The organism is Candidatus Hepatincolaceae symbiont of Strigamia maritima (assembly GCF_055505085.1).
This window is the reverse complement of the sequence record NZ_DBKDTU010000076.1, coordinates 1-24,884: the sequence shown is the minus strand read 5'-3', so window position 1 is coordinate 24,884 and position 24,884 is coordinate 1. Positions and strand designations below refer to the sequence as shown.

The following is a 24,884-nucleotide window of genomic DNA, read 5'->3' as shown; positions in this document are numbered from 1 at the left end:
AACCCCTTATTCCTCAATACTACGACTAATAAAACGAGTGGAAATAGGTAATTTTGCAGTAGCTAAAGCAAAGGCTTCCTTTGCAATATTCTGACTTACTCCATCTATTTCAAAGAGTATTTTACCAGGCTTTACTCTGCAAACCCATTCTTCGACACTCCCCTTACCCTTACCTTGACGAACTTCAGCCGGTTTCTTAGATACTGGAACATCCGGGGAAACTCTTATCCATAATCTACCAACTCTTCGCATATGCCTATTAATAGCTTTTCTACAAGCCTCTATTTGCCTGGCGGTGATTCTTTCAGGAGTTAGCGCTTTTAAACCGAATTCACCGAAATTAAGGTTAGTTCCTCTTTTTGCCTTACCATGAATCCTACCTTTATGAGCTTTTCTAAATTTTGTTTTTGCCGGACTTAACATTATTTTACACCTTATTCATAAAAATCATACTAATTACTTTATCTTTAAGTATTTAATCTTTTTTGGAGTCTTTAGATCCTACAATCTCACCCTTAAAGATCCACACCTTAATACCGCAAGTGCCATATGTTGTATGAGCAGTTGCTATACCATAGTCAATATCAGCTCTAAGGGTATGCAAAGGCACTCTACCTTCTCTATACCATTCCATTCTGGCTATTTCCGCACCACCCAAACGACCGCTACAATTTATTCTAATCCCTTCTACACCCATCTTTAAAGCCTGTTGTACGGCTTTTTTCATTACCCGTCTGAAAGAGGCTCTTTTTACCAACTGATTAGCTATGTTTTCAGCCACTAATTTGGAATCTACCTCAGGCTTACGTACTTCAATAATATTTAATTTTACATCATTGGATTTACTACGACTAATTAATTTTTTACGCAAACTTTCAATATCTACACCTTTTTTCCCAATTACTACTCCCGGTCTGGCAACATGTAAATTAATTACTAAACTCTTAGCAGAACGCTCTATCATTACCTTAGATACTCCGGCATCGTATACTTCTTTTTCTAAAAAACTTCTTATGGCGATATCTTCATGTAAAAGCTCAGCATAATTTTTATCGGCATACCAACAAGAAGACCATACTTTATTAATACCTAAACGCAGACCTATCGGATTACTCTTTTGTCCCATTATATGTTTTCTCCTTGTGCATTTTCTTTGCGTTCACAAACAATCATGGTTAAATGACTATAGGGTTTTAAAATTCTTACTCCTCTACCCTTGGCTCTAGGATTCCATCTTTTCATTACTAAACCTTTACCCACATAAGCTTCAGATACATATAATTTATCTATATCTAAATTATGATTATTCTCCGCATTAGAAATTGCAGACTCTAATACTTTTTTTACATCATGTGCGATTCTCTTTCTTGAGAACAATAATTCTTTTAATGCCTTTTCACAATCAAGTCCTCTAATACTTTGGGCTACCAAATTTAATTTTCTAGGACTTACCCTTAAGTTCTTAGCTAAAGCCCTTGCCTGATTTTTAGGATCTTCTTGTTCGGAACGTACTTTTTTTACCTTGATAGTTCTAGGTTTCTCTGATGTTTTAGCCTGCATAGTTTATTTCCTTTTAGCTTTCTTGTCCGCCCCGTGACCGTAATAAGTTCTAGTAGGAGAATATTCTCCTAATTTTTGCCCTACCATATCTTCGTTTATATGTACCGGCACAAATTTTTTACCATTATATACCCCAAAGGTTATCCCGACAAATTGCGGTAAAATTGTTGAACGACGAGACCAAGTTTTAATCATTTCATTTTTCTTATCGATCTTTACCTTATCAACTTTTTTAAATAAGTAAGCGTCCACAAAAGGACCTTTCCACACTGAGCGTGTCACGTAATTTTTCTCCTATTAATTATTTACTATAACGACGTCGTATAATAAATATTGATGTACGTTTATTACTTCTAGTTCTTTTACCTTTAGTAGGTTTCCCCCAAGGACTTACCGGATGCCTTCCTCCTGAAGTTTTACCCTCACCTCCTCCGTGGGGATGATCAACAGGGTTCATTGCAACTCCTCTAACTGTAGGTCTAACTCCTAACCATCTTTTTCTACCGGCTTTACCGTAATTAGCATTCTTACTATCACTGTTTGAGACCACTCCGATTGTTGCCATACAATCTATATGAATTAATCTAATTTCACCTGAATTTAATCTTAACTGGGCAAACCCTCGGTCTTTTCCGATTAACTGTGCATAAGCTCCTGCTGATCTGGCAAGTTGTGCCCCCTTACCTTTTTTTAATTCAAGATTATGCACAATACTACCAATAGGAATATTCATTAGTGGTAGAGCATTACCGACTTTAATATCAGCATTAGTACCACTCGTAATATTATCTCCTACTTTAAGGTCTTGGGGAGCGATAATATAAGATTTTTGCCCGTCTTCATAGAGTATTAAAGAAATAAAAGCATTTCTGTTAGGATCGTACTCTATAGTTTGTACAGTTGCTGTAATACCATGTTTAATTCTTTTAAAATCTATGATTCTATATAATCTTTTATGTCCGCCACCAATATGTCTAGTAGTGATTCTGCCATGATTGTTTCTTCCGCCTGTTCTATGCAAAGCAGTGGTTAAAAATTTTTCCGGTCTCCCTTTCCAAAGAGCTGTTTTATCTACTAAGATTAAACCTCTTTGTGCTGCTGTGGTTGGATTATATTGTTTTAATGTCATCTTACTATTAAACTCCTGAGGACAGATCTATACTTTGACCTTCTTTTATTCTTACAATAGCTTTTTTATAACTTTTTCTTGTACCTTTTTTGCCTTTAAAAATCTTAGTTTTTCCCTTCTGATTAATAATATTTACGGATTCTATTTCAACCTTAAAAAGAAATTCAATAGCAACTTTAATCTCAGCTTTGTTACTATCCATGGACACTTCAAAAGCTGTTTGATTATATTGAGATACCAAAGTTGATTTCTCGGTAATTAAAGGACGACGAATAACCTCAAAAATCCTCTCTTTACTTATTATAACTTTATTTATTGTAACATCAGTCATTATAGACGCTCCACTATAGAATTTATACTATCAAGAGTAAAAACTAATTTATTATGTTTTAAAATATCATATACATTTAATCCCATGCTTGGCAAAATGTCAATACCTATTATGTTAGCAGTTGCTTTTTTAAAATTAACATTTACATCAACTGCCGTAACAAAGAGAGCATTACTAAGTTCTAAAGCCTTTAATTTGTTAAGAGCTTCTTTGGTTTTTGAAACATCAAGCAACTTATCAATAATTATTAAATCTCCAGCTTTAAATTTTGCAACAATTGCACTTCTTAAACCTAACTGTCTTACTTTTTTTGGAAGAGAGTGACTATGATCTCTAACTAGCGGTCCGTGTACCACACCACCACCACGCATTTGAGCAACCCCTAACATTCCTTGTCTGGCACGCCCAGTTCCTTTTTGTTTAAAAGGTTTTCTAGTGGTATGTTTAACCTCAGATCTACCTTTAACTTTATGATTACCGCTTCTTGCTTTGGCTAATTGCCATCTTACAACCCTTGCCATGATATCAGTTCTAACCTCAGAATTAAAGATTAATTCATCTAATTCTACATCGCCTTCGGTTTTAGCACTTTCAAAATTTAATATACTGTGTTTCATAATCCTATGACCTTTTTATTGCTTCTGGTTCAAGCTTACTTAGTTTTGAATTTTTAGTTTGAACTTTCTTTTTTGCATCTACTATAGTTAGGATGCTATTTTTATGCCCGGGTACCGCACCTTGTAATAAAATTATCCGCTTTTGTTCATCTATAGCTATAACTTTTAAATTTTGTATGGTTACAGTGGCATTACCCATATGCCCAGCCATTTTTTTACCCTTAAATACTTTAGCTGGCTCCTGACGATGCCCTGTGGAACCATGAGACCTATGAGTAAGGGAAACTCCGTGACTGGCTCTTAGTCCTCTAAAATTATGACGCTTCATTACCCCAGCAAAACCTTTTCCGATAGAAGTACCTTGAACATCAACATAATTTCCTACAGAAAAATGATTAACTCCTAATTTAGTTCCTACTTCCAGCAAGTTTTTCTCACTGTCTATGCGAAATTCCTTAATGGTTTGTAAGGGTTCAATCCCAATTTTTGCAAAAAAACCTTTTTGTGGTTTATTAACTTTTTTTAAATTAGTTTTGCCATAACCTAACTGTAGAGCCATATAACCGTGTTTTTCATGTAATTTTTGAGAAATAACTTTGCAATTTTTTACTTCTAAAATAGTTACTGGTATATGTTTACCATTTGCATCAAATAATCTTGACATACCTAATTTTTCAGCTATTAAACCTGTTCTCATTTTTTATACTACTCCTTATAGCTTAATTTTCACATCTACCCCTGCAGCTATTTCTAACTTTAGTAAAGCTTCTATAGTTTGAGGATTCGGTTCAATTATATCTAGAAATCTTTTATAAATTTGTACTTCAAATTGTTCTCTGGATTTTTTATCAATATGCGGGGATCTTAACACTATGGGTCTACTTCTACGAGTAGGTAGAGGAATCGGACCACATACCTTAGCATTTGTTCTAAGAGTAGCAGAAACAATTTCCTCCACTGCTTTGTTTAATAAATCATAACGAAATGATCGTAATTTAATTCTTATATTTTGGTTAGTAGGCATAATTAGTTTTTCCTTTTTTTCTTTCAGCTAAAAATTTTTCTATCGGTTAATTCTTTTTAATGTTTAATCTTACTGTGTTTGTCTTAAGTAAGACATTACTGTTTTTCTTTGTTTCCTCTGCCTACTTTTTCTTTGTCTCTTCTACATTGGCTAAAACTTTTGTTACTATACCCGCTCCTACTGTCCTACCTCCTTCTCTTATCGCAAACTTTAATCCCTCACTCATTGCTATCTTCGACATTAAATGCACCCCAAACTTTACATTATCTCCAGGTAATACCATCTTCAGTTCCTCTCCGAACTCCAATCCTTCTGCAGTTACATCTGTTGTCCTAAAGTAAAATTGTGGCTTGTAATTACTTAAAAATCCCGTGTGCCTCCCTCCTTCTTCCTTTGTCAATATATATACCTCACACTCAAAATGATCATGCTCCGCTATTGAACCAGGCTTTGCTAATACCTGACCCCTCTCTACTTCTTCTCTCTTAGTTCCTCTCAACAATATACCTACGTTATCTCCTGCCTGCCCTCTATCTAACAACTTCCTGAACATCTCTACCCCCGTACACGTTGTCTTCTGCTTAGCCCTTAATCCTAATATTTCTATCTCCTCTCCTACCTTGATTATTCCCTGCTCTATCCTCCCCGTTACTACTGTCCCCCTACCTGATATCGAAAAAACATCCTCCACCGGCATTAAAAACGGTTTGTCTATTTCTCTCTTCGGTTCCGGTATCCCTTTATCCACCGCTTCCATTAATTTCTTTATCGCTTCCTTCCCTATCTCATCCTTCTTTCCCTCTAATGCACATAACGCTGAACCCCTTACTATTAAAGCCTTCTCTCCGTCAAACCCATAACTACTCAATAACTCTCTTAATTCTTCTTCAACTAAATCTAACATCTCTATATCATCTACCATGTCTATCTTATTCATAAACACTACTAACTCAGGTACCCCTACTTGCTTGGCTAATACTATATGTTCCCTCGTTTGTGGCATCGCTCCATCCGTCGCTGCTACTACCAATATAGCCCCATCCATCTGTGCCGCCCCAGTTATCATATTCTTTACATAATCCGCATGACCAGGACAGTCCACATGTGCATAATGTCTTAACTTCGTTTCATACTCTACATGTGATGTGTTTATTGTAATCCCCCTCGCCTTCTCCTCAGGTGCCTTGTCTATCTCTGCAAAGGTTTTTATTTCCCCTCCGTTCTCTTCCGCCATTACCTTCGTAATCGCCGCAGTTAACGTTGTCTTCCCATGATCTACATGCCCTATCGTCCCTATGTTCAAATGTGGCTTGTTTCTCTCAAACTTCTCTTTTGCCATCTCTTTCCTTCCTTCCTTCCTACGTCTCTTCTTCTTTTTCTTTGTTTCTTTTGTTAATTTTTGTTTTTCTTATTAGGGTTACTTATTTCTTTGATACTTGATTTTTAATATCCATAGCAATATTTTCCGGAACCTGTGCATAGTGGTCGAATTCCATAGAAAACTGTGCTCTACCCTTACTTAAAGAACGTAAATGACTGATATAACCGAACATACTAGATAAAGGCACTATTGCTGATACAACTTGAGCATTACCCCTAGACTGTATACCGCTAACCTGACCTCTACGACTACTTAAGTCACCCACCACATCACCGAGATGTTCTTCAGGAGTAATTACTTCTACCTTCATCATCGGTTCTAATAATTTTGGAGTAGCCTTATTCATACCCTCTCTAAAAGCAGCTCTTGCTGCTATTTCAAAAGCCAAAACACTGGAATCTACATCATGATAAGCACCATCATAGAGTTCTGCCTGAACATCCACCACGGGGTAACCGGCTACGATTCCCGAAGACATTGCACTACTTAAGCCTTTTTCTACACCGGGAATATATTCTTTAGGAATATTGCCACCTACTACTTTATTAATAAAAACAAAACCTTTTCCTGCCTCCAGCGGAGAAAATTTAATCTTAATTCTGGCAAATTGCCCAGCTCCACCACTTTGTTTTTTATGAGTATAATCTATATCAGCAAGCTTAGTAAAGGTTTCCCGATAAGCTACCTGAGGAGATCCTATATTTGCCTCTACTTTAAATTCTCTTTTTAATCTATCTACAATAATATCTAAATGCAACTCTCCCATCCCGGCTAAAATTGTCTGACCGCTTTCACCATCTGTTTTAATTCGTAAGGATGGATCCTCAGCCCCTAATTTTTGTAATGCTGTACCCATTTTTTCCTGATCAGTTTTAGTTTTAGGTTCTACTGCAATTTGAATAACCGGTTCCGGAAAGTAAATTTTTTCTAAAATAATCGGCTTTAAGGGATCACATAGCGTATCTCCTGTAGTGGTTGCTTGAAGCGATACTAATGCTACAATGTCTCCGGCTTCTGCTTCAGTAATATCTTGACGCTCATTAGCATGCATTAAAAGCATTCTGCCCACTCGTTCTTTTTTGCCACCTTTAGAAGAATTTAATAAACTCATACCCTTGCTTAACTTACCAGAATAAACTCTACAAAAAGTTAAGGTACCTACAAAAGGGTCGTTCATAATTTTAAAAGCTAAAGCTGAGGTTGCCTCATCGGCACTTTGACGCCTAGTAATTTCGATACTCTCATCATTATAATCAATACCTTTAACATCAAGCATATCCGTTGGTGCTGGTAGATAATCCACGACTGCATCTAAAAGAGTTTGTACTCCTTTATTCTTAAAGGCGGAACCGCACAGAATAGGTACAAATTTACTTTGCAGAACTCCGCTACGAATACATTTTTTTAAGTCAACAATATCTATCTCTTTACCTTCTAAATAAGTCTCTGTTAGAGCATTATCTAATTCTACGGCTTTTTCTATTAAGGCAAGCCTGTACTTAGCTGCGGTTTCTTTTAAGTTTGCTGGAATTTCTACCTCATTAAATTTTGCACCCAACTCTTCATTTTCCCAGATTATAGCCTTATTTTCAACTAAATCTATAACTCCACTAAAATCAGATTCTTTACCGATTGGCAACTGAATAATTAAAGGAGTTGCACCTAATCTATCAATTATCATTGCCACACATTTATCAAAATCAGCACCGGTCCTATCCATTTTATTAATAAAACACATTCTAGGAACATCATATTTATCCGCCTGCCTCCACACTGTTTCAGACTGTGGCTCCACCCCTGATACTCCGTCAAACACTGCCACAGCTCCGTCTAAAACCCTTAAGGAGCGTTCTACTTCTATAGTAAAATCAACATGACCTGGTGTATCTATAATATTAATTCTGTGCTCATTCCAAAAACAGGTGGTTGCTGCAGACGTAATGGTAATACCTCGTTCCTGCTCTTGCTCCATCCAATCCATAGTGGCAGTACCCTCATGTACTTCTCCTATCTTATAGGAACGCCCCGTATAGTATAACACCCGCTCAGTAGTAGTAGTTTTCCCAGCATCAATATGTGCCATGATACCGATGTTTCTATACATATTTAAAGGAATTTTTTTATTTTCAGACATCTTCTTAGCAACTCTCTACAATTTTACCAACGATAATGTGCGAAAGCACGATTTGCTTCTGCCATTTTGTGAATTTCTTCTTTTTTTCTTACGGCAGAACCTTTGTTAGCAGCAGCATCTAATATTTCAGCACAAAATCTCTTTACCATGGTTTTTTCGGACCTCTTTCTTGAAAAATCAATAATATAGCCGATAGCCAAGGCGTTTCTTCTTTTTGCACGAACTTCAACTGGAATTTGATAGGTAGAACCTCCAACCCTACGGGCACGAACTTCTACGGAAGGCTTTACATTCTCAATTGCTTCATGCAGAATCTCTACTGAGGATTTAGTATTACTTTTACTTTGAATTAAATCTAAAGCCTCATACATAATTTTTTCAGCAACTGATTTTTTACCATCATACATCATACAATTAATAATCTTGCTAATTAGAGTATCTCCAAACTTAGCATCAGGTAATACCTCACGTTTTTGTGCGGAATGACGACGAGACATATATTATTTTCCTCTTTTCTTTTATATTTCATTTATTTGTATGTTTACTTATTCTTAGGTTTTTTAGCACCGTATAAAGAACGTCTTTTCCGCCTTTTTTCAATACCTTGGGTATCTAAACAGCCTCTCACTATATGGTAACGGCATCCCGGTAAATCTTTTACCCTACCACCCCTGATTAATACAACAGAGTGTTCTTGTAAATTATGACCTTCTCCAGGAATATAAGCCGTTACTTCAAAACCATTAGTCAACCTTATTCTAGCAACTTTTCTAAGAGCAGAGTTAGGTTTTTTTGGTGTAGTAGTATAAACTCTAATACATACTCCTCTTCTTTGAGGGCATCCCTGTAAAGCCGGAACCTTATTTCTTACAATTACACTTTCCCGTGGTTTCCTAATTAGTTGGTTAATAGTTGGCATATTTTTGCTACCCTTTTAATTTGTTTCTCTTAAATGTTTATTATAAAAAGTATTATATATTAAGGCTTATTAAGTGATACTCATAAGACTTAATATGTAATATTTATACTAAAATTACACATAGTGTACATATTACCTAAAAATAAAGTTAATTACAAGTAATATTTATACTTTTTTTTCTGTATTTTTGTCTACAGCATTTTTATTTTCAGCTTTATATTTTTTTACTATAAATCCTGTTCCTACGGGAATTAATCTACCTACGATAATATTTTCTTTTAAGCCTTCTAATTTATCATCTTTACCGATTAGAGCCGCCTCAGTAAGAATTTTAGTGGTTTCTTGGAACGAAGCCGCAGAAATAAAGGACTTAGTTTGTAAAGAAGCCCTAGTAATACTTTGTAAAATAGTAATATATTTTATAGGTTGTAAATGTTTACTTTCAAGGTCTTGATTCTCCTCTACAGCCTTGATCCTATCAATTGTTTCCCCTACAATGTAATTAGAATCCCCTGAATTAGTAATTTCTATTTTTTGTAACATCTGACGCACTATTACCTCTATGTGTTTATCACTAATAAGCACACCCTGCATTCTATAAACTTCCTGTACTTCATTAACCATATAATCAGCTAATGCTTCCATACCTTTAGTTCTTAGGATATCATGCGGATTAATTGGACCATCAGTTAATTGTTCTCCCTGCTCTATTGTATCTCCCTCATAGACTAACAATTGTTTATCTTTAGGAATGATGTATTCAAAGGCAATTTCGCTATTTTGTTTAGAGGTTACAATTAGAGTTCTTCTGGTTTTATAATCTTTCCCATATTCCACAATCCCTGTAACATCGCTCACTATGGCAGCATCTTTATATTTTCTTGCCTCAAATAATTCAATAACTCTTGGTAACCCTCCGGTTATATCTCTGGTTTTAGCATAATCTCTGGGTAGTTTAGCAATTACATCGCCAGGTTTAACCACTTGATCATTATTGACTGAAATAATTGTGCTTGGAGATAACATATAATTAGCCTCAAGAGCTTTATTAGTTTTACTTGCTTTTTTATCAGAATGTTCTACCACAATTCTAGGCTTTAAGGCAGATCCCCTGCTTTGTTGTTTCCAATCCATTACAACTTTTGAGATAATCCCAGTATCCTCATCAATCTGCTCTACTATGGATAAACCCTCAATTAAATCTGCATAATGAATTATTCCCTCGGATTCAGTAATTACCGGAATAGTAAAAGGATCCCATTCTGCAAGTTTATGGTCAAAATCTACTTTACTACCTTCCTCTACATAAACCTTACTACCGTAAGGAATCTTACTTCTAAACCTTTCCTGACCTCGTTTATCCTTAATAATAATCTCGGTATTTCTTGCCATTACAATACTAACACCCTCACTATTCATAATTAAACGACTATTTCTTAAACTAACTACCCCTTTAATAGGTGCTTCTATAGAATTTTTTTCAGCCATCTTTTGTACAGCCCCCCCGATATGGAAAGTTCTCATAGTTAGCTGAGTTCCTGGTTCCCCGATAGATTGAGCGGCAATTACCCCTACGGCTTCACCAAGACTTACCAAATAACCTCTGGCAATATCTCTACCATAGCATTTTCTACAAATTCCTATTTTCTCATTACAAGTAATAACTGAACGTACTTTTATTTTCTCCACACCACTATTATTCATAATCTGTAGTAAATTCTCATCTATATAAGTACCTGCAGAGATTACAACCTTTGAGGTTTCAAAATCTACAACATCCTCTAAAATATATCTACCTAAAGCTCTATCACCAATGGAGGCTACTATTTCTCCGCCTTCTACCACTGAAGTAATAGTAATTCCCTCCTTGGTACCACAATCCTCAGAAATTACAATACAATCTTGGGCTACATCTACTAATCTTCTAGTTAAATAACCAGCATTTGCAGTTTTTAATGCAGTATCGGCTAAACCTTTTCTGGCTCCGTGGGTTGAATTAAAATATTCTAATACCTGTAGACCTTCTTTAAAATTAGAAATAATTGGAGTTTCAATAATTTCCCCTGAAGGTTTTGCCATTAAGCCTCGCATTCCGGCTAATTGTTTCATTTGAGCAACAGAACCCCGTGCACCAGAATGTGCCATCATATAGACAGAATTTAGCGGTTTACCAGATTCTACCTTAACCATTTCCTTCATCATTTCATCGGCAACTTTGTTAGTACATAAAGACCATTCATTAACTATTTTATTATATTTCTCACTTTGGGTAATTAAACCCTCAAGAAACTGATTCTCGTAATCTCTAACCTTTTTCTCGGTATCCTGCACCAGAGTAGTTTTCTTTTTAGGAATGATTAAGTCATCTTTTCCGATAGAAATTCCGGCCTTACAAGCTGCACTAAATCCTAATCTCATAATATTATCTACAAATTCCACCGTGGCTTTTTGCCCACAACCACGATAGATAGTATCAATTAAGTTACTAATTTCTTTTTTAGTTAATAATTTATTGATTGATTCTATACTAATTTGAGAATCTTTAGGCATAATTTCAGCAAGTATTAATCTGCCTGGTGTGGTATCTAATAATTGAACCACTGCTTTACCTGTAGAATCGATTGTTATATGTCTGGCTTTAATTTTACTATGAATATTAATTACTTTATGATCGAGAGCTGTTTCTACTTCAGGTAAATTAGCAAAAATCTTACCTTCTCCTTTTTCACCGTCTATGGCAATAGATAAATAATACAAACCTAAAATAATATCTTGGGAAGGCACAATAATTGGACGTCCATTTGCCGGGCTTAAAATATTATTGGTAGACATCATTAAAACCCTAGCTTCAAGTTGTGCCTCTAAGGATAAAGGTAGATGTACTGCCATTTGGTCTCCGTCAAAATCTGCATTAAAAGCTGCACATACTAAGGGATGCAAATGAATTGCTTTGCCTTCTATGAGTTTTGGTTCAAATGCTTGAATTCCTAATCTATGTAGCGTAGGAGCTCGGTTTAATAATACCGGATGTTCTTTAATAACTTCTTCTAAAATATTCCAAATTTCCGGACGCTCTTTCTCTACCATGCGTTTGGCTACTTTAATAGTAGAGGCTATGCCGTAGAGTTGTAATTTTGAATAAATAAAAGGTTTAAAGAGTTCTATAGCCATTTGTATGGGCAATCCGCATTCATGTAATTGCAAATAAGGACCAACTGTTATCACTGAACGTCCGGAATAGTCCACTCTTTTTCCTAAAAGATTTTGTCTGAATCTGCCTTGTTTTCCTTTGAGCATATCAGAAAAAGATTTGAGAGGTCTTTTATTGCCATCGGTAATTGGATTATTTTTACGGGTATTATCAAATAACGCATCAATTGCTTCCTGTAGCATTCTTTTTTCATTACAAATAATAATATCAGGAGCCCCTAATTCTAAAAGCCTTTTAAGACGATTATTTCTATTAATTACCCGTCTATATAAATCATTTAAGTCAGAGGTAGCAAAACGTCCGCCATCTAGAGGCACTAATGGTCTTAATTCAGGTGGTATTACCGGAAGTACGTCTATTATCATCCATTCCGGACGGGTAATAGAATTCATAAAGCCTTCTACAATTTTTAATTTCTTAATAATTTTCTTCTTCTTAAGGTCTGAAGTTACTGTTTGTAACTGAACTCTTAGTGCTTTTGCCTCTTCAGTTAAATTAATATTCTGTAAGAGTTCCTTAATAGCCTCTGCTCCCATCCCAGCTTTAAAGGCAACTTCACCGAATTTATCAACCATATGATTATATTCATCATCATTAATAATTTGGTTAACTTTTAAGGAAGTAACCCCGGCGTCTATTACTATATAACTTTCAAAATATAACACCCTCTCTAATTCTTTGGAGTTTAAATCTAACAATACTCCTATTTTAGAAGGTACGGATTTTAAGAACCAAATATGAACCACCGGAGCGGCTAATTCTATATGACCCATCCGTTCTCTTCTTACTTTTTGCATGGTAACTTCTACCCCGCATTTTTCACAAATAATCCCCTTATATTTCATACGTTTATACTTACCACATAAGCATTCGTAATCTTTTACGGGACCAAAAATTTTAGCACAGAATAAACCGTCTTTTTCAGGTTTAAAAGTTCTATAATTAATGGTTTCAGGTTTTTTAACTTCTCCGAACGACCAAGACCTAATTTTTTCCGCACTGGCTACTGAAATAGATATCTTATCAAAATCTTGTACACTTTGTTCTTTATCTAACATTTTCATAATATCACTATTGTTAACCATTTATTTTACTCCTAATTTTTTAATTCTTTTTCATATCTAAATCTAAACATAAAGACCGTAATTCTTTTACTAATACATTAAAAGATTCAGGAATACCGGTTTTAAAGGTTTCATCCCCTCGAATTATAGATTCATACACTCTAGTCCTACCAGCCTGATCATCGGATTTAACCGTTAACATTTCTTGTAAAGTATATGCTGCTCCGTAAGCCTCTAATGCCCATACTTCCATTTCACCGAAACGTTGCCCTCCGAACTGAGCTTTACCTCCCAATGGCTGCTGAGTAATTAAACTATACGGACCGATAGAACGGGCATGGATTTTATCATCAACTAAATGATGCAGTTTTAACATATACATATAACCAACTGTTACTTTTCTTTCAAAAGTTTCTCCTGTTCTACCATCTACTAAATTTACCTGCCCAGAGGTATCTAATTTACATAATTCAAATAAATTATTAATATCAGATTCTTTAGCACCATCAAACACCGGTGTTGCTACTGGCAGACCTTTCTTAATATGCTCAGCTATTACTATAACTTCCTCATCAGTTAATTGTTGAATAATAGCATTTTCATTATGCCCATAGACTTTTAGTAAATATTCTCTAAGGTTATCGGGTTTAATTTTTTGAGTCCTATACTGCTCCAATAGTAACGTAATCTCTTTACCAACATTAGCACAGGCATACCCTAAATGTACTTCTAAGATTTGCCCCATGTTCATACGCGAAGGCACTCCTAAAGGATTTAAACACATATCAACCGGAGTTCCGTCTTCTAGATAAGGCATATCTTCAATAGCTAATATTTTAGAAACTACCCCTTTATTACCGTGACGTCCTGCCATTTTATCACCGGGTTGTAATTTTCTTTTTACCGCAATAAAAACCTTAACCATCTTTAACACACCTGAGGGTAAATCATCCCCTTTTTGTAAGTGAGAAATTTTTTCCTGATATTGCTCTTGTAATTTAGCAATAGCTACCTCAAAATTTGATTGCATTTCGTCTATTTTTTGCATAACTGTTTTTTCGTTAACAGTAATTTTAAAACAATCCACAATACTGAGTTTTTCTAACTTATCTTTGGCAAGCACACTACCCTTAGCTAAAGCCTTCGCGCTTATTACAACTTGTCCTTCTAATAATTCTAGTATCTGCATTTTATAGCTAGCTTCAATTATGGCATACCTATCTTCTCTATCTTTAGAAAATACTTCTAATTCTTTACGCTCAATTGCTTGACTTCTACTATCTCTCTCAATTCCTCGTCTAGAGAAAACTCTGACTCCGATTACTGTACCATATACCCCGGAAGGTACTTTTAAGGAAGTATCTCTAACATCTGAGGCTTTCTCTCCGAAAATTGCTCTTAAGAGTTTTTCCTCAGGAGTTACTACATTTTCTGCTTTAGGAGTAACTTTACCCACTAAAATATCACCAGGTTTCACCTCTGCTCCCATTATCACTACGCCGGCTTCATCTAAACTCTTAATTGAGTCTTCTCCAACATTGGGAATATCAGAGGTAATTTCCTCAGCTCCAAGTTTAGTATCTCTAGCTAAAACCTCAAATTCTTCAATATGAATAGAGGTAAAAACATCTTCTCTTACAATACGCTCGGATACTAGAATAGAATCCTCAAAATTGTACCCATTCCAAGGCATAAAAGCCACTAAAATATTCTTACCCAGTGCTAGTTCCCCTAATTCAGTGGAAGGACCGTCTGCTATGATATCACCGATTTGGATATACATACCTGACCTAACTAACGGAGTTTGATTAACACATGTATTATGGTTAGAACGTTGAAATTTTTTCAGAGAATAAATATCCACATCAATTGTATGCCCGTTCTTATCTACTACCCTGATTACTACTCGGCTTGAGTCTACATGATAAATATACCCTGCTCTTTTAGCAATCACGGCAGAACCAGAATCCTTGGCAACAATCGCCTCCATACCGGTTCCCACAAAAGGAGCCTCCGGCTTTAATAAGGGTACGGCTTGCCTTTGCATATTTGAACCCATTAGTGCCCTGTTAGCATCATCATTTTCTAAAAAAGGAATTAGGGAAGCTGCTACTGAAACCAATTGTTTCGGAGATACGTCCATATAGTTTACTTCTTCTTTAGCACATAGTATAAATTCACCGTTTTTTCTACAACTAATCTGAGTGTCAGTTAAATACTGTGAAACATCTATATTCGCGGTAGCCTGGGCAATAACATTATCTCCTTCCTGAGAGGCCGTCATATAATGAATTTCATTCAAAACCTTACCGTTTTCTACCTTATTATAAGGTGTTTCTAAAAAACCGTATTTATTTACTCTGGCATAGAGTGCCATAGAATTAATTAAGCCTATGTTTGGACCTTCCGGCGTTTCAATCGGACAAATCCTCCCATAATGAGTTAAATGCACATCCCTTACTTCAAAACTGGCTCTATCTCTGGCAAGTCCTTTCGGACCTAATGCGGAGAGTCTTCGTTTATGGGTTACTTCGGACAAAGGATTAGTTTGATCCATAAATTGTGATAATTGTGAGGTGCCAAAAAATTCTCTGATAATTGCCTGAATAAGTTTTACGTTAATAAGATCTCCTGGTACGGAATTCTCAGCATTCACCATTTTTTCTTTAACTGATTTTTCTAACCTTACTAAAACATTTCTTAATTCACCCTCAAGAAGTTCTCCGATAGAGCGAATCCTCCTATTTCCCAAATGATCAATATCATCTACTGTATTTTTACCGTCTTTAATAGAAATTAAATGTTTAATAACCGCAATAATATCATGCTTGGTTAGAATTGTATAATCCTCAGGTAAATCAAAGGCAAAGCGTTCATTAATTTTTACTCTCCCTACCTCAGAGAGATCGTACCTTACATTATTAAAAAATAAACTGTGGAATAACTCCTCTGTTACCTCATTAGTTGAGGCTTCTGCAGATTTAACAACTTTATAAATTTCTTCTAATGCTTTATCTCGGGTATCATTTTTATCTTGTAATAAAGTATTAAGAATGTACGGACCCACAGTGATATTATCAATTAGTAAAAATTCAAATTCGCTGATTTGATGTTCTACTAAGATTGCCAAAACTTCTTTGGTAATTTCAGCACCTGCCGGAATTAAGATGGCATTCTTGACATCCATTATATTATTGGCAATATTACGCCCTAAAATCTCATCTTCGGGTACTATTACTTCTGAAACATTAAGTTTTTGGATTTTTCTTAAGAAACCATGATTAATAGGCGTATCTGCCTTAATAACCAAAGTATTATCTGTAGCGTTTATTAAATTAAAAGTTAATTTCTTCCCTTTATAAAAGTCTGGAATGAATTTAATTATCCAGCCACTTTTAGTTTTTTTACAATAAGATTTCTCATAAAAAGTAGCTAAAATTTCCTCCGTAGACATACCGCTAACTAAGGGAGTGTCTAAGGTTTTATTCTCCTTTGCAGCTTTAACACGTAACCCTTCGGATCTGGCACTATCTAAAGCCCTTAGAAGAGTGGTAACCGGAAATTTTTTTCTTTTATCGATTCTAACATAAATAGTATCTTTTGAATCAAATTCAAAGTCTAACCAAGAACCCCTATGAGGAATAATACTAGCACTATATAAGAGTTTACCATTAATATTGGTTTTCCCTTTATCATGATCAAAGAATACTCCAGGAGATCTATAAATTTGTGAAACAATTACCCTCTCAGTTCCATTAATTACAAAAGAGCCATTACTAGTAATTAGAGGAATATCACAAAGATATACATCTTGCTCTTTAATATCTTTTACAGAAATTGTTCCTGTATCTTCATTAACTTCATTAGTAATTAATCTGAATTTAGATATTAAAGGCAAACCATAACTAACCCCTCTTTGCTTACATTCCTCTACATTATATTTAAGATTATCAAAATTATATTCCACAAATTCCAATACCAACTTAGCATCATTGCTATAAATTGGAAACATTGTTGCTAAAACATTCTGTAAGCCGATTTTCTGCCGTTCCTGCTTTTTAGAATCAAGTTGTAAAAACTTATCATAGGATTTTTTTTGCATTTCAATGAGGTCGGGAATTACTTCAATGGATTTAATTTTACTATAATCACGACGAATTTTGGGAATATTTGAAGAAATAAATTTCTGCATTAGATTTGTGTATCCTTACTAACTATTAAAATTTAATTTATTCTTGAACATGCCACTATGCAAAGATTTACACACTTATTTTCCCGATTGTGGCAATCTATTTAGTTTAAGTGTGTATATAATTATTGAATTTAAGCAAATAACTTAAAAATTAAAAAAGAAAAAATTATTTCATTTCTACTTTAGCACCGACTGCTTCTAAATCAGCTTTAATTTTAATAGCTTCCTCTTTTTTAATTTTTTCTTTAATCGGTTTTGGAGCAGCCTCTACTAAATCTTTAGCTTCTTTTAACCCTAAAGAAGTTATAGTTCTTACTACTTTAATAACTTCTATTTTTTTCTCTCCAAATGAAGTTAAAATAATATCAAATTCAGTTTGTTCTTCGGTTGGTACTCCACCACCTCCTGCTACCGGGGCTACTGTTGCAACTGGGGCTACTGCTGATACACCCCAATGTTCTTCTAATTTTTTTGAGAGCTCTGCTGCTTCCATTACGGTTAATTTTGAGAGTTCTTCAACTAATTTATCTAGATTTACTGACATATAATTTCTCCTGATTATGGTTAATAGTTAGTTTTATTGGTGTTATTTTTGTGAATAGGCATTAATTACTCTTGCTACTGCTGTTGCCGGTGTTTGGGTTAGTACTGCAAGTTTAGTGGCAGGAACTACAATTAAGCCTACTAATTTAGCTCTTAATTCATCAAGAGGCGGTAAACTTCCTAGAGTTGCCACATCTGAGCTACTTAGTTTTTTCCCATCATAAACTCCGCCGACAATTACTAATTTTTTATTAGTTTTAGCAAAATTACTCAGAACTTTAGGGGCTACTATAGGATTAGCCGACCACGCAATGGCGGTTGGTCCCTCTAACATATCACTAACTATCTCATTAGGAGTATCTTTTAATGCTATAGAAGCAAGACTATTTTTAGTAACTTTAATAGTAGCTTCTTCTTCTGATAGCTTTTTCCGTAGCTCATCTAATTCTGCAACACTTAGCCCTCTATAATGAACTAATACCAGTGATGATACTGTTTTAAAGGTATCTTTCAAATTAGCAACTAATTGTTCCTTTTCTAATCTTTTCACTTTTATCTCCTATTGGTTAATGGTTAATATTTTTTAATATATTAACCCTTTTAATTAAGGTTCTTATTCAAAAACCTTAACCTGCCCAGTGAGAATTAATTATTGCTCACTGTCTATTGTAGGAAATTTAAATATAAATTCAAATAAATTTATATTCCTACAGTCTCGGACAGGAATTCTTTATATTATGCTTGCTAAATTTAAACGCAAACCTGCTCCCATAGTTGAAGAAACAAATGCCACAAGTAAATATTGTCCCTTAGCACCCACAGGTTTTGCTTTATTTAATGCACTAATTAGAATTTTAATATTTTCTTCAAGATCTTTAGTTTCAAAATTAAGTTTACCCACACCCACATGAACTATTCCGGCTTTTTCTACTTTAAATTCAATCTGACCAGCTTTTACGGCTTTTACGGCTTCTATTACATTCATAGTAACCGTACCCAATTTCGGATTAGGCATTAAACCTTTAGGACCTAAGATTTTTGCTACTCTACCAATTAAAGCCATCATATCAGGGGTAGCAATACATCGATCAAAATTAATTCTTCCTTCCTCAATCTGAGAAATCAGGTCATCCGATCCTACAATATCAGCCCCAGCCACGGTTGCCTCAGCTGCTTTAGCATCTTTGGCAAATACTGCTACCACTATTTTTTTACCTGTACCTTTAGGTAAGTTAACTACTCCTCTAACCATTTGGTCTGAATGTCTAGGATCCACGCCTAACTGTATAGCTATCTCTAGGGTTTCTACAAACTTTACTTTACTGGTTTCTTTTAAAATATCTATAGCTTCAGCCAAAGTATAACTTTTAGTTTTATCTATTTTAGCAACTATTGCTTTTGATCTTTTTGTAACTTTTACCATCTATTAATCCTCTACAACCTCTAAGCCCATAGAAACAGCTGAACCTCTAATCATTAACATGGCACTATCTATATTATTAGTATTTAAATCTACTAATTTATCTTCTGCTATTTTTCTAATCTGACTATTTTTTATTTTACCTACAATAACCTTACCTGTGGTAGCAGAACCTTTTTGGAGGGCAACTGCTTTTTTAATATAATATGTAACGGGAGGGCTTTTAGTTATAAAGCTAAAACTTCTATCTTCAAAAACTGTAATAGTTACCGGAATTGGTGTTCCTTCCTCAAGACTTTGTGTATAAGCATTAAATGCCTTACAAAATTCCATAATATTAATACCTGCAGGACCTAAAGTAGAACCTAACCCCGCAGGATTAGCCTTCCCAGCGTCTATTTGTGATTTAATGTATGATTTTACTTTTTTTGCCATTTATTTTGTACCTTAATGCTTTAATATACTTTAATTTGTAGTGCAAGTTATTTCGTAACCCTTAGAGAATTACATATTTATTTTTTTGTGTCAATAAATAAATTATGTTTCTTTTTTTACCTGATCAACTTCTAAATCTACCGGTGTTTCTCTGCTTAAAACCATTACTGAGAGTTTTAATCTGCCTTTTTCGTGGTCTATCTCTGATACCAAACCTTTAAATCCGAGAAACGGACCATCTGAGATAAAAACTTCTTCACCGATATGAAAATCTATTTTACCATGTTTTTTCTCTCCAGGTTTATTAAAATTATGCACTTTAGCAATAAAGAATTCTAAATCCGTATCACTAACAGATTGCGGTTTAGGATTCCCTGAGGTTAGAAATCCTGATACCTTCTGTATATTTTTAATTAAATCTATGAGTTCATCCGTTAAATTAGCGTGCAGTAATACGTAACCTGGCAAACATTTTTTCTGTACTTCAATTTTTTTACCCCTTCTAATTTGTATTTCATCTTGGGTAGGAACTAAAATTTCCTGAATTTTATCTTGTAGATTTTTTTTTAAGAGCAAATCGTTAATTTCATTAATAACCAAATTCTCTGAGCCAGCATAAACTTGCAATACATACCATTTGTAATTACTATCTTGCTTAGTAGTATTTGTAGTAGAATTAATGTCAGTCATCTAACCTCCCAAACCCAGAAAAAATGTTACTGCCGTAGAGAGTAACCAATCTACCAGAAAAAAATATATTGCAGTTATAACAACCATTACAAATACCATTCCTGTAGACATTAATGCTTGCTTTTTATCTGGCCATGTTATTTTGCTAAATTCCTGCCTAACTTGTTTTAAAAACTTAATAGGGGTTACTTTTGACATTGTAATTCTTTATATTCCTTTAATTTATTTTGATTAAAGTATAGAATAACTGGCAGGAGAGGAGGGATTCGAACCCTCAACCCTCGGTTTTGGAGACCGATACTCTACCAATTGAGCTACACTCCTAGTACTTAAATATCTTTAAGTTAGTTAATTCTTTTTAATGTTTAATCTTACTGTGTTTGTCTTAAGTAAGACATTACTGTTTTTCTTTGTTTCCTCTGCCTACTTTTTCTTTGTCTCTTCTACATTGGCTAAAACTTTTGTTACTATACCCGCTCCTACTGTCCTACCTCCTTCTCTTATCGCAAACTTTAATCCCTCACTCATTGCTATCTTCGACATTAAATGCACCCCAAACTTTACATTATCTCCAGGTAATACCATCTTCAGTTCCTCTCCGAACTCCAATCCTTCTGCAGTTACATCTGTTGTCCTAAAGTAAAATTGTGGCTTGTAATTACTTAAAAATCCCGTGTGCCTCCCTCCTTCTTCCTTTGTCAATATATATACCTCACACTCAAAATGATCATGCTCCGCTATTGAACCAGGCTTTGCTAATACCTGACCCCTCTCTACTTCTTCTCTCTTAGTTCCTCTCAACAATATACCTACGTTATCTCCTGCCTGCCCTCTATCTAACAACTTCCTGAACATCTCTACCCCCGTACACGTTGTCTTCTGCTTAGCCCTTAATCCTAATATTTCTATCTCCTCTCCTACCTTGATTATTCCCTGCTCTATCCTCCCCGTTACTACTGTCCCCCTACCTGATATCGAAAAAACATCCTCCACCGGCATTAAAAACGGTTTGTCTATTTCTCTCTTCGGTTCCGGTATCCCTTTATCCACCGCTTCCATTAATTTCTTTATCGCTTCCTTCCCTATCTCATCCTTCTTTCCCTCTAATGCACATAACGCTGAACCCCTTACTATTAAAGCCTTCTCTCCGTCAAACCCATAACTACTCAATAACTCTCTTAATTCTTCTTCAACTAAATCTAACATCTCTATATCATCTACCATGTCTATCTTATTCATAAACACTACTAACTCAGGTACCCCTACTTGCTTGGCTAATACTATATGTTCCCTCGTTTGTGGCATCGCTCCATCCGTCGCTGCTACTACCAATATAGCCCCATCCATCTGTGCCGCCCCAGTTATCATATTCTTTACATAATCCGCATGACCAGGACAGTCCACATGTGCATAATGTCTTAACTTCGTTTCATACTCTACATGTGATGTGTTTATTGTAATCCCCCTCGCCTTCTCCTCAGGTGCCTTGTCTATCTCTGCAAAGGTTTTTATTTCCCCTCCGTTCTCTTCCGCCATTACCTTCGTAATCGCCGCAGTTAACGTTGTCTTCCCATGATCTACATGCCCTATCGTCCCTATGTTCAAATGTGGCTTGTTTCTCTCAAACTTCTCTTTTGCCATCTCTTTCCTTCCTTCCTTCCTACGTCTCTTCTTCTTTTTCTTTGTTTCTTTTGTTAATTTTTGTATCAATATTGTAACAAAAATCAATAGTTATTCAATACCTATTTTCAAGCATGGAGCGGGTGAAGGGAATCGAACCCTCATCTTAAGCTTGGAAGGCTTCGGCTTTACCACTAAGCTACACCCGCTTACATATGGTGGAGGCGGTAGGATTCGAACCTACGTAGACATACGCCAACTGATTTACAGTCAGTCTCCTTTAGCCACTCGGACACACCTCCATATGGTATAGTAAACCTTTACTATACCATCTTGAGACCAGTAATAACGAATTATCTCTTAATCATACTTTCATATAATAATAAAAACAATCTAAAATTACAACTTTTTTTTTATGAAAAAATGAGATATATTGCTTTTAATGAAAAAATTGCCTTGTAAAAAGAATCGCCCTAATAAAAGTCATGCTACTAGCTTTTGGATTTTTGGTAAACATGCAGTTATAGCTGCTTTGTTAAATCCTAAGAGAAAAATTCATAAAATTTATCTCTTAAGGGATAATCACGAAGATTTCATCTCTACTATTAAAAACCCAAACTTACATAAATTAGCCAATATCGTTACCAAAAATGATTTTAATAATGTTTTACCTAAAGATTCCCTACATCAAGGCTATGCCCTTTTAAGCGAACCCTTAATCCAACCCTTGTTAGAAGATATTCTCTTAGAATGCCGAACTTTAGAAACAAGTATATTGATAATTTTAGACCAAGCCAATGATACCGGTAATATCGGGGCTGTTTTAAGGAGTGCTTTAGCTTTTAGTGTTGCTGCACTTATTCTACCTAAAGATAATTCTCCTCAGGAAAACGGGGTTATGAGCAAAGCCGCCTGCGGTGCCTTGGAACACCTTCCTTTAGTGTATACAACTAATTTGATTACTACCATTAACTTTTTAAAGAAACAGGATTTTTGGATTTTTGCCATGGACGGAAGTGCAAAAGAAAATATTACTAAGGTTACTTTTCCTAAAAAAACTGCTATAATTATAGGGAGTGAAGGCAAAGGAATTAGACCTTTAATTTTAAAAAATTCAGATATAATTATGAAGATAGAGATTAATGTTGCCATGGAGAGTTTGAATATGTCTACTGCCTGTGCAATTGCTCTGTTTGAGATAAGTAAAGCAATAAGAAAGTGAGAAGTTCGAGTGGTAAAGTCTTGAGGATTAAATTTATAGAAATAAGTAAGAACAGTCTTCTGAACTTAGAAACATGCTAAAGACACAACAATCTGCCTTTAATGCAAAAATTATTTTTTTTTTAGGAATAGGCGTTGTTATAGTTATAGCTCTGTGTTGCCAACTTATTACTTCAACAAGCTATTTACAGATTTTAAATTTTAGTCCTCTCATGCTAGGTTTACTTGTAGGGATATTATATGCTAATATTTTGGGTTATAAAATTAAAGAATATAATTTTAATAGTGGTATTAAAAGCTGTACCAGATTACCTTTACAGTTGGGGATTATTTTGTTTGGCTTTGAGGTTACTTTTAATAATATTTTAGATATCGGAGCCCAGGCTATTACAGCCTGTATTCTAGTTGCAGTAAGTACTTATATTTTAGGCATGCTTTTAACTAAGTTTTTAAAAATAGATAAAGAAGTTGGAATGCTAACTGCATTGGGTAGCGGAATTTGCGGAAATGTTGCTATTTTAGCAGTAGAACCAATTTTAAAATCTAAACCCTACAAAACCACCATTGCTTTAATAAATACTGCAACTTGCGGTGCTATTACTATGTTTTTGTTTAGTTTTTTATATAATAGCAATTTTTTGCAACAAGACTTAAAATTCTACGGTATCTATTACGGAGCTACAATTCATGGAGTATCGCACGCAACAGCACTAGATGATGTGTTAAGTTCTCATGTAGTTACGGTTGTAAAAATGATAAAAGTAATTCTGATGACTATATTTATTCTCCTATTACCGTTTTTTATAGCAAAAACTCCCACAAAATCTAGTAGTATAAAGGCTACTTTGAAACATCTTCCTCTCTTTCCCTTTTTTTTTATTATGATATCTATTCTTAATTCTTCCGTTGTTATTCCTCCGATGCTGATTGGTATTATTAGGGTTATAGGATCGTTTTTATTCACCATGGTAATGATTGCTATAGGAATGGAGGCAAATATCTACAAAATTAAAGCATCTGGCTTTAAACCCCTACTCCTAACTGGAATTCTCTGTTGTTGGTTAGTATTTGCAGGGTACTTTATTACTATTTTTAGTATTAAACTTTTTTAGTTAAATTAATAACTAACTTCTTTAAATTCTAATTAGAATGTATTCTCTATCTAAGAAACTCTGCTTTTATAACCCTGTAGTAATGTTGTGTGTGTAATTAAAATTTTAACCATACTATTTTCTACCGAACATTATATAGGATTTATATTATTTATTGACAACTATGTAGTATTAGTTTAGACTTATATGTTATTCATTAATAATTAAGGGTTATATCTATATAATTTATTCCTTTATATAAAGATTTAATAAACCACGTGTAAATTTAATAAATGCTTATA

24 protein-coding genes and 3 tRNA genes are annotated in these 24,884 nt (G+C 34.7%); 2 read left to right on the top strand and 25 right to left on the bottom strand.

The genetic code is table 11. The features are described from left to right. Positions 1-6 precede the first annotated feature (6 nt). The 25 genes from rplP to ACQCX0_RS01665 form a co-directional block, all read right to left on the bottom strand. On the bottom strand, positions 7-423 hold the full coding sequence (rplP, locus tag ACQCX0_RS01785; protein ID WP_462562431.1) for a 50S ribosomal protein L16: 417 nt from the start codon (positions 421-423) through the stop codon (positions 7-9). Positions 424-475: 52 nt separating this feature from the next. Beyond that, positions 476-1,126, bottom strand: coding sequence for a 30S ribosomal protein S3 (gene rpsC / locus ACQCX0_RS01780; RefSeq protein ID WP_462562429.1), 651 nt, complete (start codon positions 1,124-1,126; stop codon positions 476-478). After that, a complete protein-coding gene (rplV, locus tag ACQCX0_RS01775; RefSeq protein WP_462562428.1) occupies positions 1,126-1,560 on the bottom strand; it encodes a 50S ribosomal protein L22 in 435 nt (144 codons plus the stop codon). Before rplV ends, rpsC begins: the two co-directional genes overlap by 1 nt. A 3-nt stretch (positions 1,561-1,563) precedes the next feature. Beyond that, on the bottom strand, positions 1,564-1,842 hold the full coding sequence (gene rpsS, locus ACQCX0_RS01770) for a 30S ribosomal protein S19 (RefSeq protein WP_462562427.1): 279 nt from the start codon (positions 1,840-1,842) through the stop codon (positions 1,564-1,566). Between the two features lie 19 nt (positions 1,843-1,861). Then, positions 1,862-2,689, bottom strand: a complete 828-nt coding sequence (gene rplB / locus ACQCX0_RS01765) for a 50S ribosomal protein L2 (RefSeq protein WP_462562426.1) — start codon at positions 2,687-2,689, stop codon at positions 1,862-1,864. A 7-nt stretch (positions 2,690-2,696) separates the two neighbouring features. Beyond that, on the bottom strand, positions 2,697-3,020 hold the full coding sequence (locus tag ACQCX0_RS01760) for a 50S ribosomal protein L23 (RefSeq protein ID WP_462562425.1): 324 nt from the start codon (positions 3,018-3,020) through the stop codon (positions 2,697-2,699). After that, complete coding sequence (rplD, locus tag ACQCX0_RS01755) at positions 3,020-3,637, bottom strand: 50S ribosomal protein L4 (RefSeq protein ID WP_462562424.1); 618 nt, start codon at positions 3,635-3,637, stop codon at positions 3,020-3,022. Before rplD ends, ACQCX0_RS01760 begins: the two co-directional genes overlap by 1 nt. Before the next feature lie 4 nt (positions 3,638-3,641). Then, positions 3,642-4,334, bottom strand: a complete 693-nt coding sequence (gene rplC, locus ACQCX0_RS01750) for a 50S ribosomal protein L3 (RefSeq protein WP_462562423.1) — start codon at positions 4,332-4,334, stop codon at positions 3,642-3,644. A gap of 15 nt (positions 4,335-4,349) precedes the next feature. Continuing rightward, entirely contained in the window at positions 4,350-4,661 is a 312-nt protein-coding gene (gene rpsJ, locus ACQCX0_RS01745; protein ID WP_462562421.1) for a 30S ribosomal protein S10, read from the bottom strand. Positions 4,662-4,782: 121 nt separating this feature from the next. Next, positions 4,783-6,000, bottom strand: coding sequence for an elongation factor Tu (gene tuf, locus ACQCX0_RS01740; RefSeq protein WP_462562420.1), 1,218 nt, complete (start codon positions 5,998-6,000; stop codon positions 4,783-4,785). A gap of 82 nt (positions 6,001-6,082) precedes the next feature. Then, positions 6,083-8,176 (bottom strand): elongation factor G, encoded by a 2,094-nt coding sequence (gene fusA, locus ACQCX0_RS01735; RefSeq protein WP_462562419.1) that lies wholly within the window; start codon positions 8,174-8,176, stop codon positions 6,083-6,085. Between the two features lie 23 nt (positions 8,177-8,199). After that, positions 8,200-8,673, bottom strand: a complete 474-nt coding sequence (gene rpsG / locus ACQCX0_RS01730) for a 30S ribosomal protein S7 (RefSeq protein WP_462562418.1) — start codon at positions 8,671-8,673, stop codon at positions 8,200-8,202. Between the two features lie 44 nt (positions 8,674-8,717). Continuing rightward, positions 8,718-9,095, bottom strand: coding sequence for a 30S ribosomal protein S12 (gene rpsL, locus ACQCX0_RS01725; protein WP_462562417.1), 378 nt, complete (start codon positions 9,093-9,095; stop codon positions 8,718-8,720). A 165-nt stretch (positions 9,096-9,260) separates the two neighbouring features. Next, complete coding sequence (gene rpoC, locus ACQCX0_RS01720) at positions 9,261-13,391, bottom strand: DNA-directed RNA polymerase subunit beta' (protein WP_462562416.1); 4,131 nt, start codon at positions 13,389-13,391, stop codon at positions 9,261-9,263. A 19-nt stretch (positions 13,392-13,410) separates the two neighbouring features. Continuing rightward, entirely contained in the window at positions 13,411-17,562 is a 4,152-nt protein-coding gene (gene rpoB, locus ACQCX0_RS01715; protein WP_462562415.1) for a DNA-directed RNA polymerase subunit beta, read from the bottom strand. A 166-nt stretch (positions 17,563-17,728) separates the two neighbouring features. Beyond that, the gene (gene rplL / locus ACQCX0_RS01710; protein ID WP_462562414.1) at positions 17,729-18,106 is read right to left on the bottom strand and encodes a 50S ribosomal protein L7/L12; all 378 of its coding nucleotides are present in this window, start codon (positions 18,104-18,106) and stop codon (positions 17,729-17,731) included. Between the two features lie 42 nt (positions 18,107-18,148). Then, positions 18,149-18,655, bottom strand: coding sequence for a 50S ribosomal protein L10 (gene rplJ, locus ACQCX0_RS01705; protein ID WP_462562413.1), 507 nt, complete (start codon positions 18,653-18,655; stop codon positions 18,149-18,151). A gap of 180 nt (positions 18,656-18,835) precedes the next feature. After that, on the bottom strand, positions 18,836-19,528 hold the full coding sequence (gene rplA, locus ACQCX0_RS01700) for a 50S ribosomal protein L1 (protein WP_462562412.1): 693 nt from the start codon (positions 19,526-19,528) through the stop codon (positions 18,836-18,838). 3 nt (positions 19,529-19,531) lie between these two features. Then, positions 19,532-19,960: a 50S ribosomal protein L11 gene (gene rplK, locus ACQCX0_RS01695; protein WP_462562411.1), complete on the bottom strand. Its 429-nt coding sequence runs from the start codon at positions 19,958-19,960 to the stop codon at positions 19,532-19,534. A 102-nt stretch (positions 19,961-20,062) separates the two neighbouring features. Further along, the gene (gene nusG / locus ACQCX0_RS01690; protein ID WP_462562410.1) at positions 20,063-20,650 is read right to left on the bottom strand and encodes a transcription termination/antitermination protein NusG; all 588 of its coding nucleotides are present in this window, start codon (positions 20,648-20,650) and stop codon (positions 20,063-20,065) included. Further along, entirely contained in the window at positions 20,651-20,848 is a 198-nt protein-coding gene (gene secE, locus ACQCX0_RS01685) for a preprotein translocase subunit SecE (protein ID WP_462562409.1), read from the bottom strand. A 50-nt stretch (positions 20,849-20,898) separates the two neighbouring features. After that, positions 20,899-20,974, bottom strand: a tRNA-Trp gene (locus ACQCX0_RS01680). 99 nt (positions 20,975-21,073) lie between these two features. After that, on the bottom strand, positions 21,074-22,291 hold the full coding sequence (tuf, locus tag ACQCX0_RS01675) for an elongation factor Tu (RefSeq protein ID WP_462562420.1): 1,218 nt from the start codon (positions 22,289-22,291) through the stop codon (positions 21,074-21,076). A 114-nt stretch (positions 22,292-22,405) separates the two neighbouring features. After that, a tRNA-Gly gene (locus ACQCX0_RS01670) sits at positions 22,406-22,479 on the bottom strand. 7 nt (positions 22,480-22,486) lie between these two features. Beyond that, positions 22,487-22,572 (bottom strand) — tRNA-Tyr (locus ACQCX0_RS01665). Positions 22,573-22,712: 140 nt separating this feature from the next. Between ACQCX0_RS01665 and rlmB the strand changes: the two genes are divergently transcribed. Both rlmB and ACQCX0_RS01655 read left to right on the top strand, forming a co-directional pair. Further along, positions 22,713-23,492 carry a 23S rRNA (guanosine(2251)-2'-O)-methyltransferase RlmB gene (rlmB, locus tag ACQCX0_RS01660; protein WP_462562407.1) on the top strand — a complete coding sequence of 260 codons (780 nt, stop codon included), beginning with the start codon at positions 22,713-22,715 and terminating at the stop codon, positions 23,490-23,492. Positions 23,493-23,565: 73 nt separating this feature from the next. After that, entirely contained in the window at positions 23,566-24,603 is a 1,038-nt protein-coding gene (locus ACQCX0_RS01655; RefSeq protein ID WP_462562405.1) for a YeiH family protein, read from the top strand. Positions 24,604-24,884: the final 281 nt, after the last annotated feature.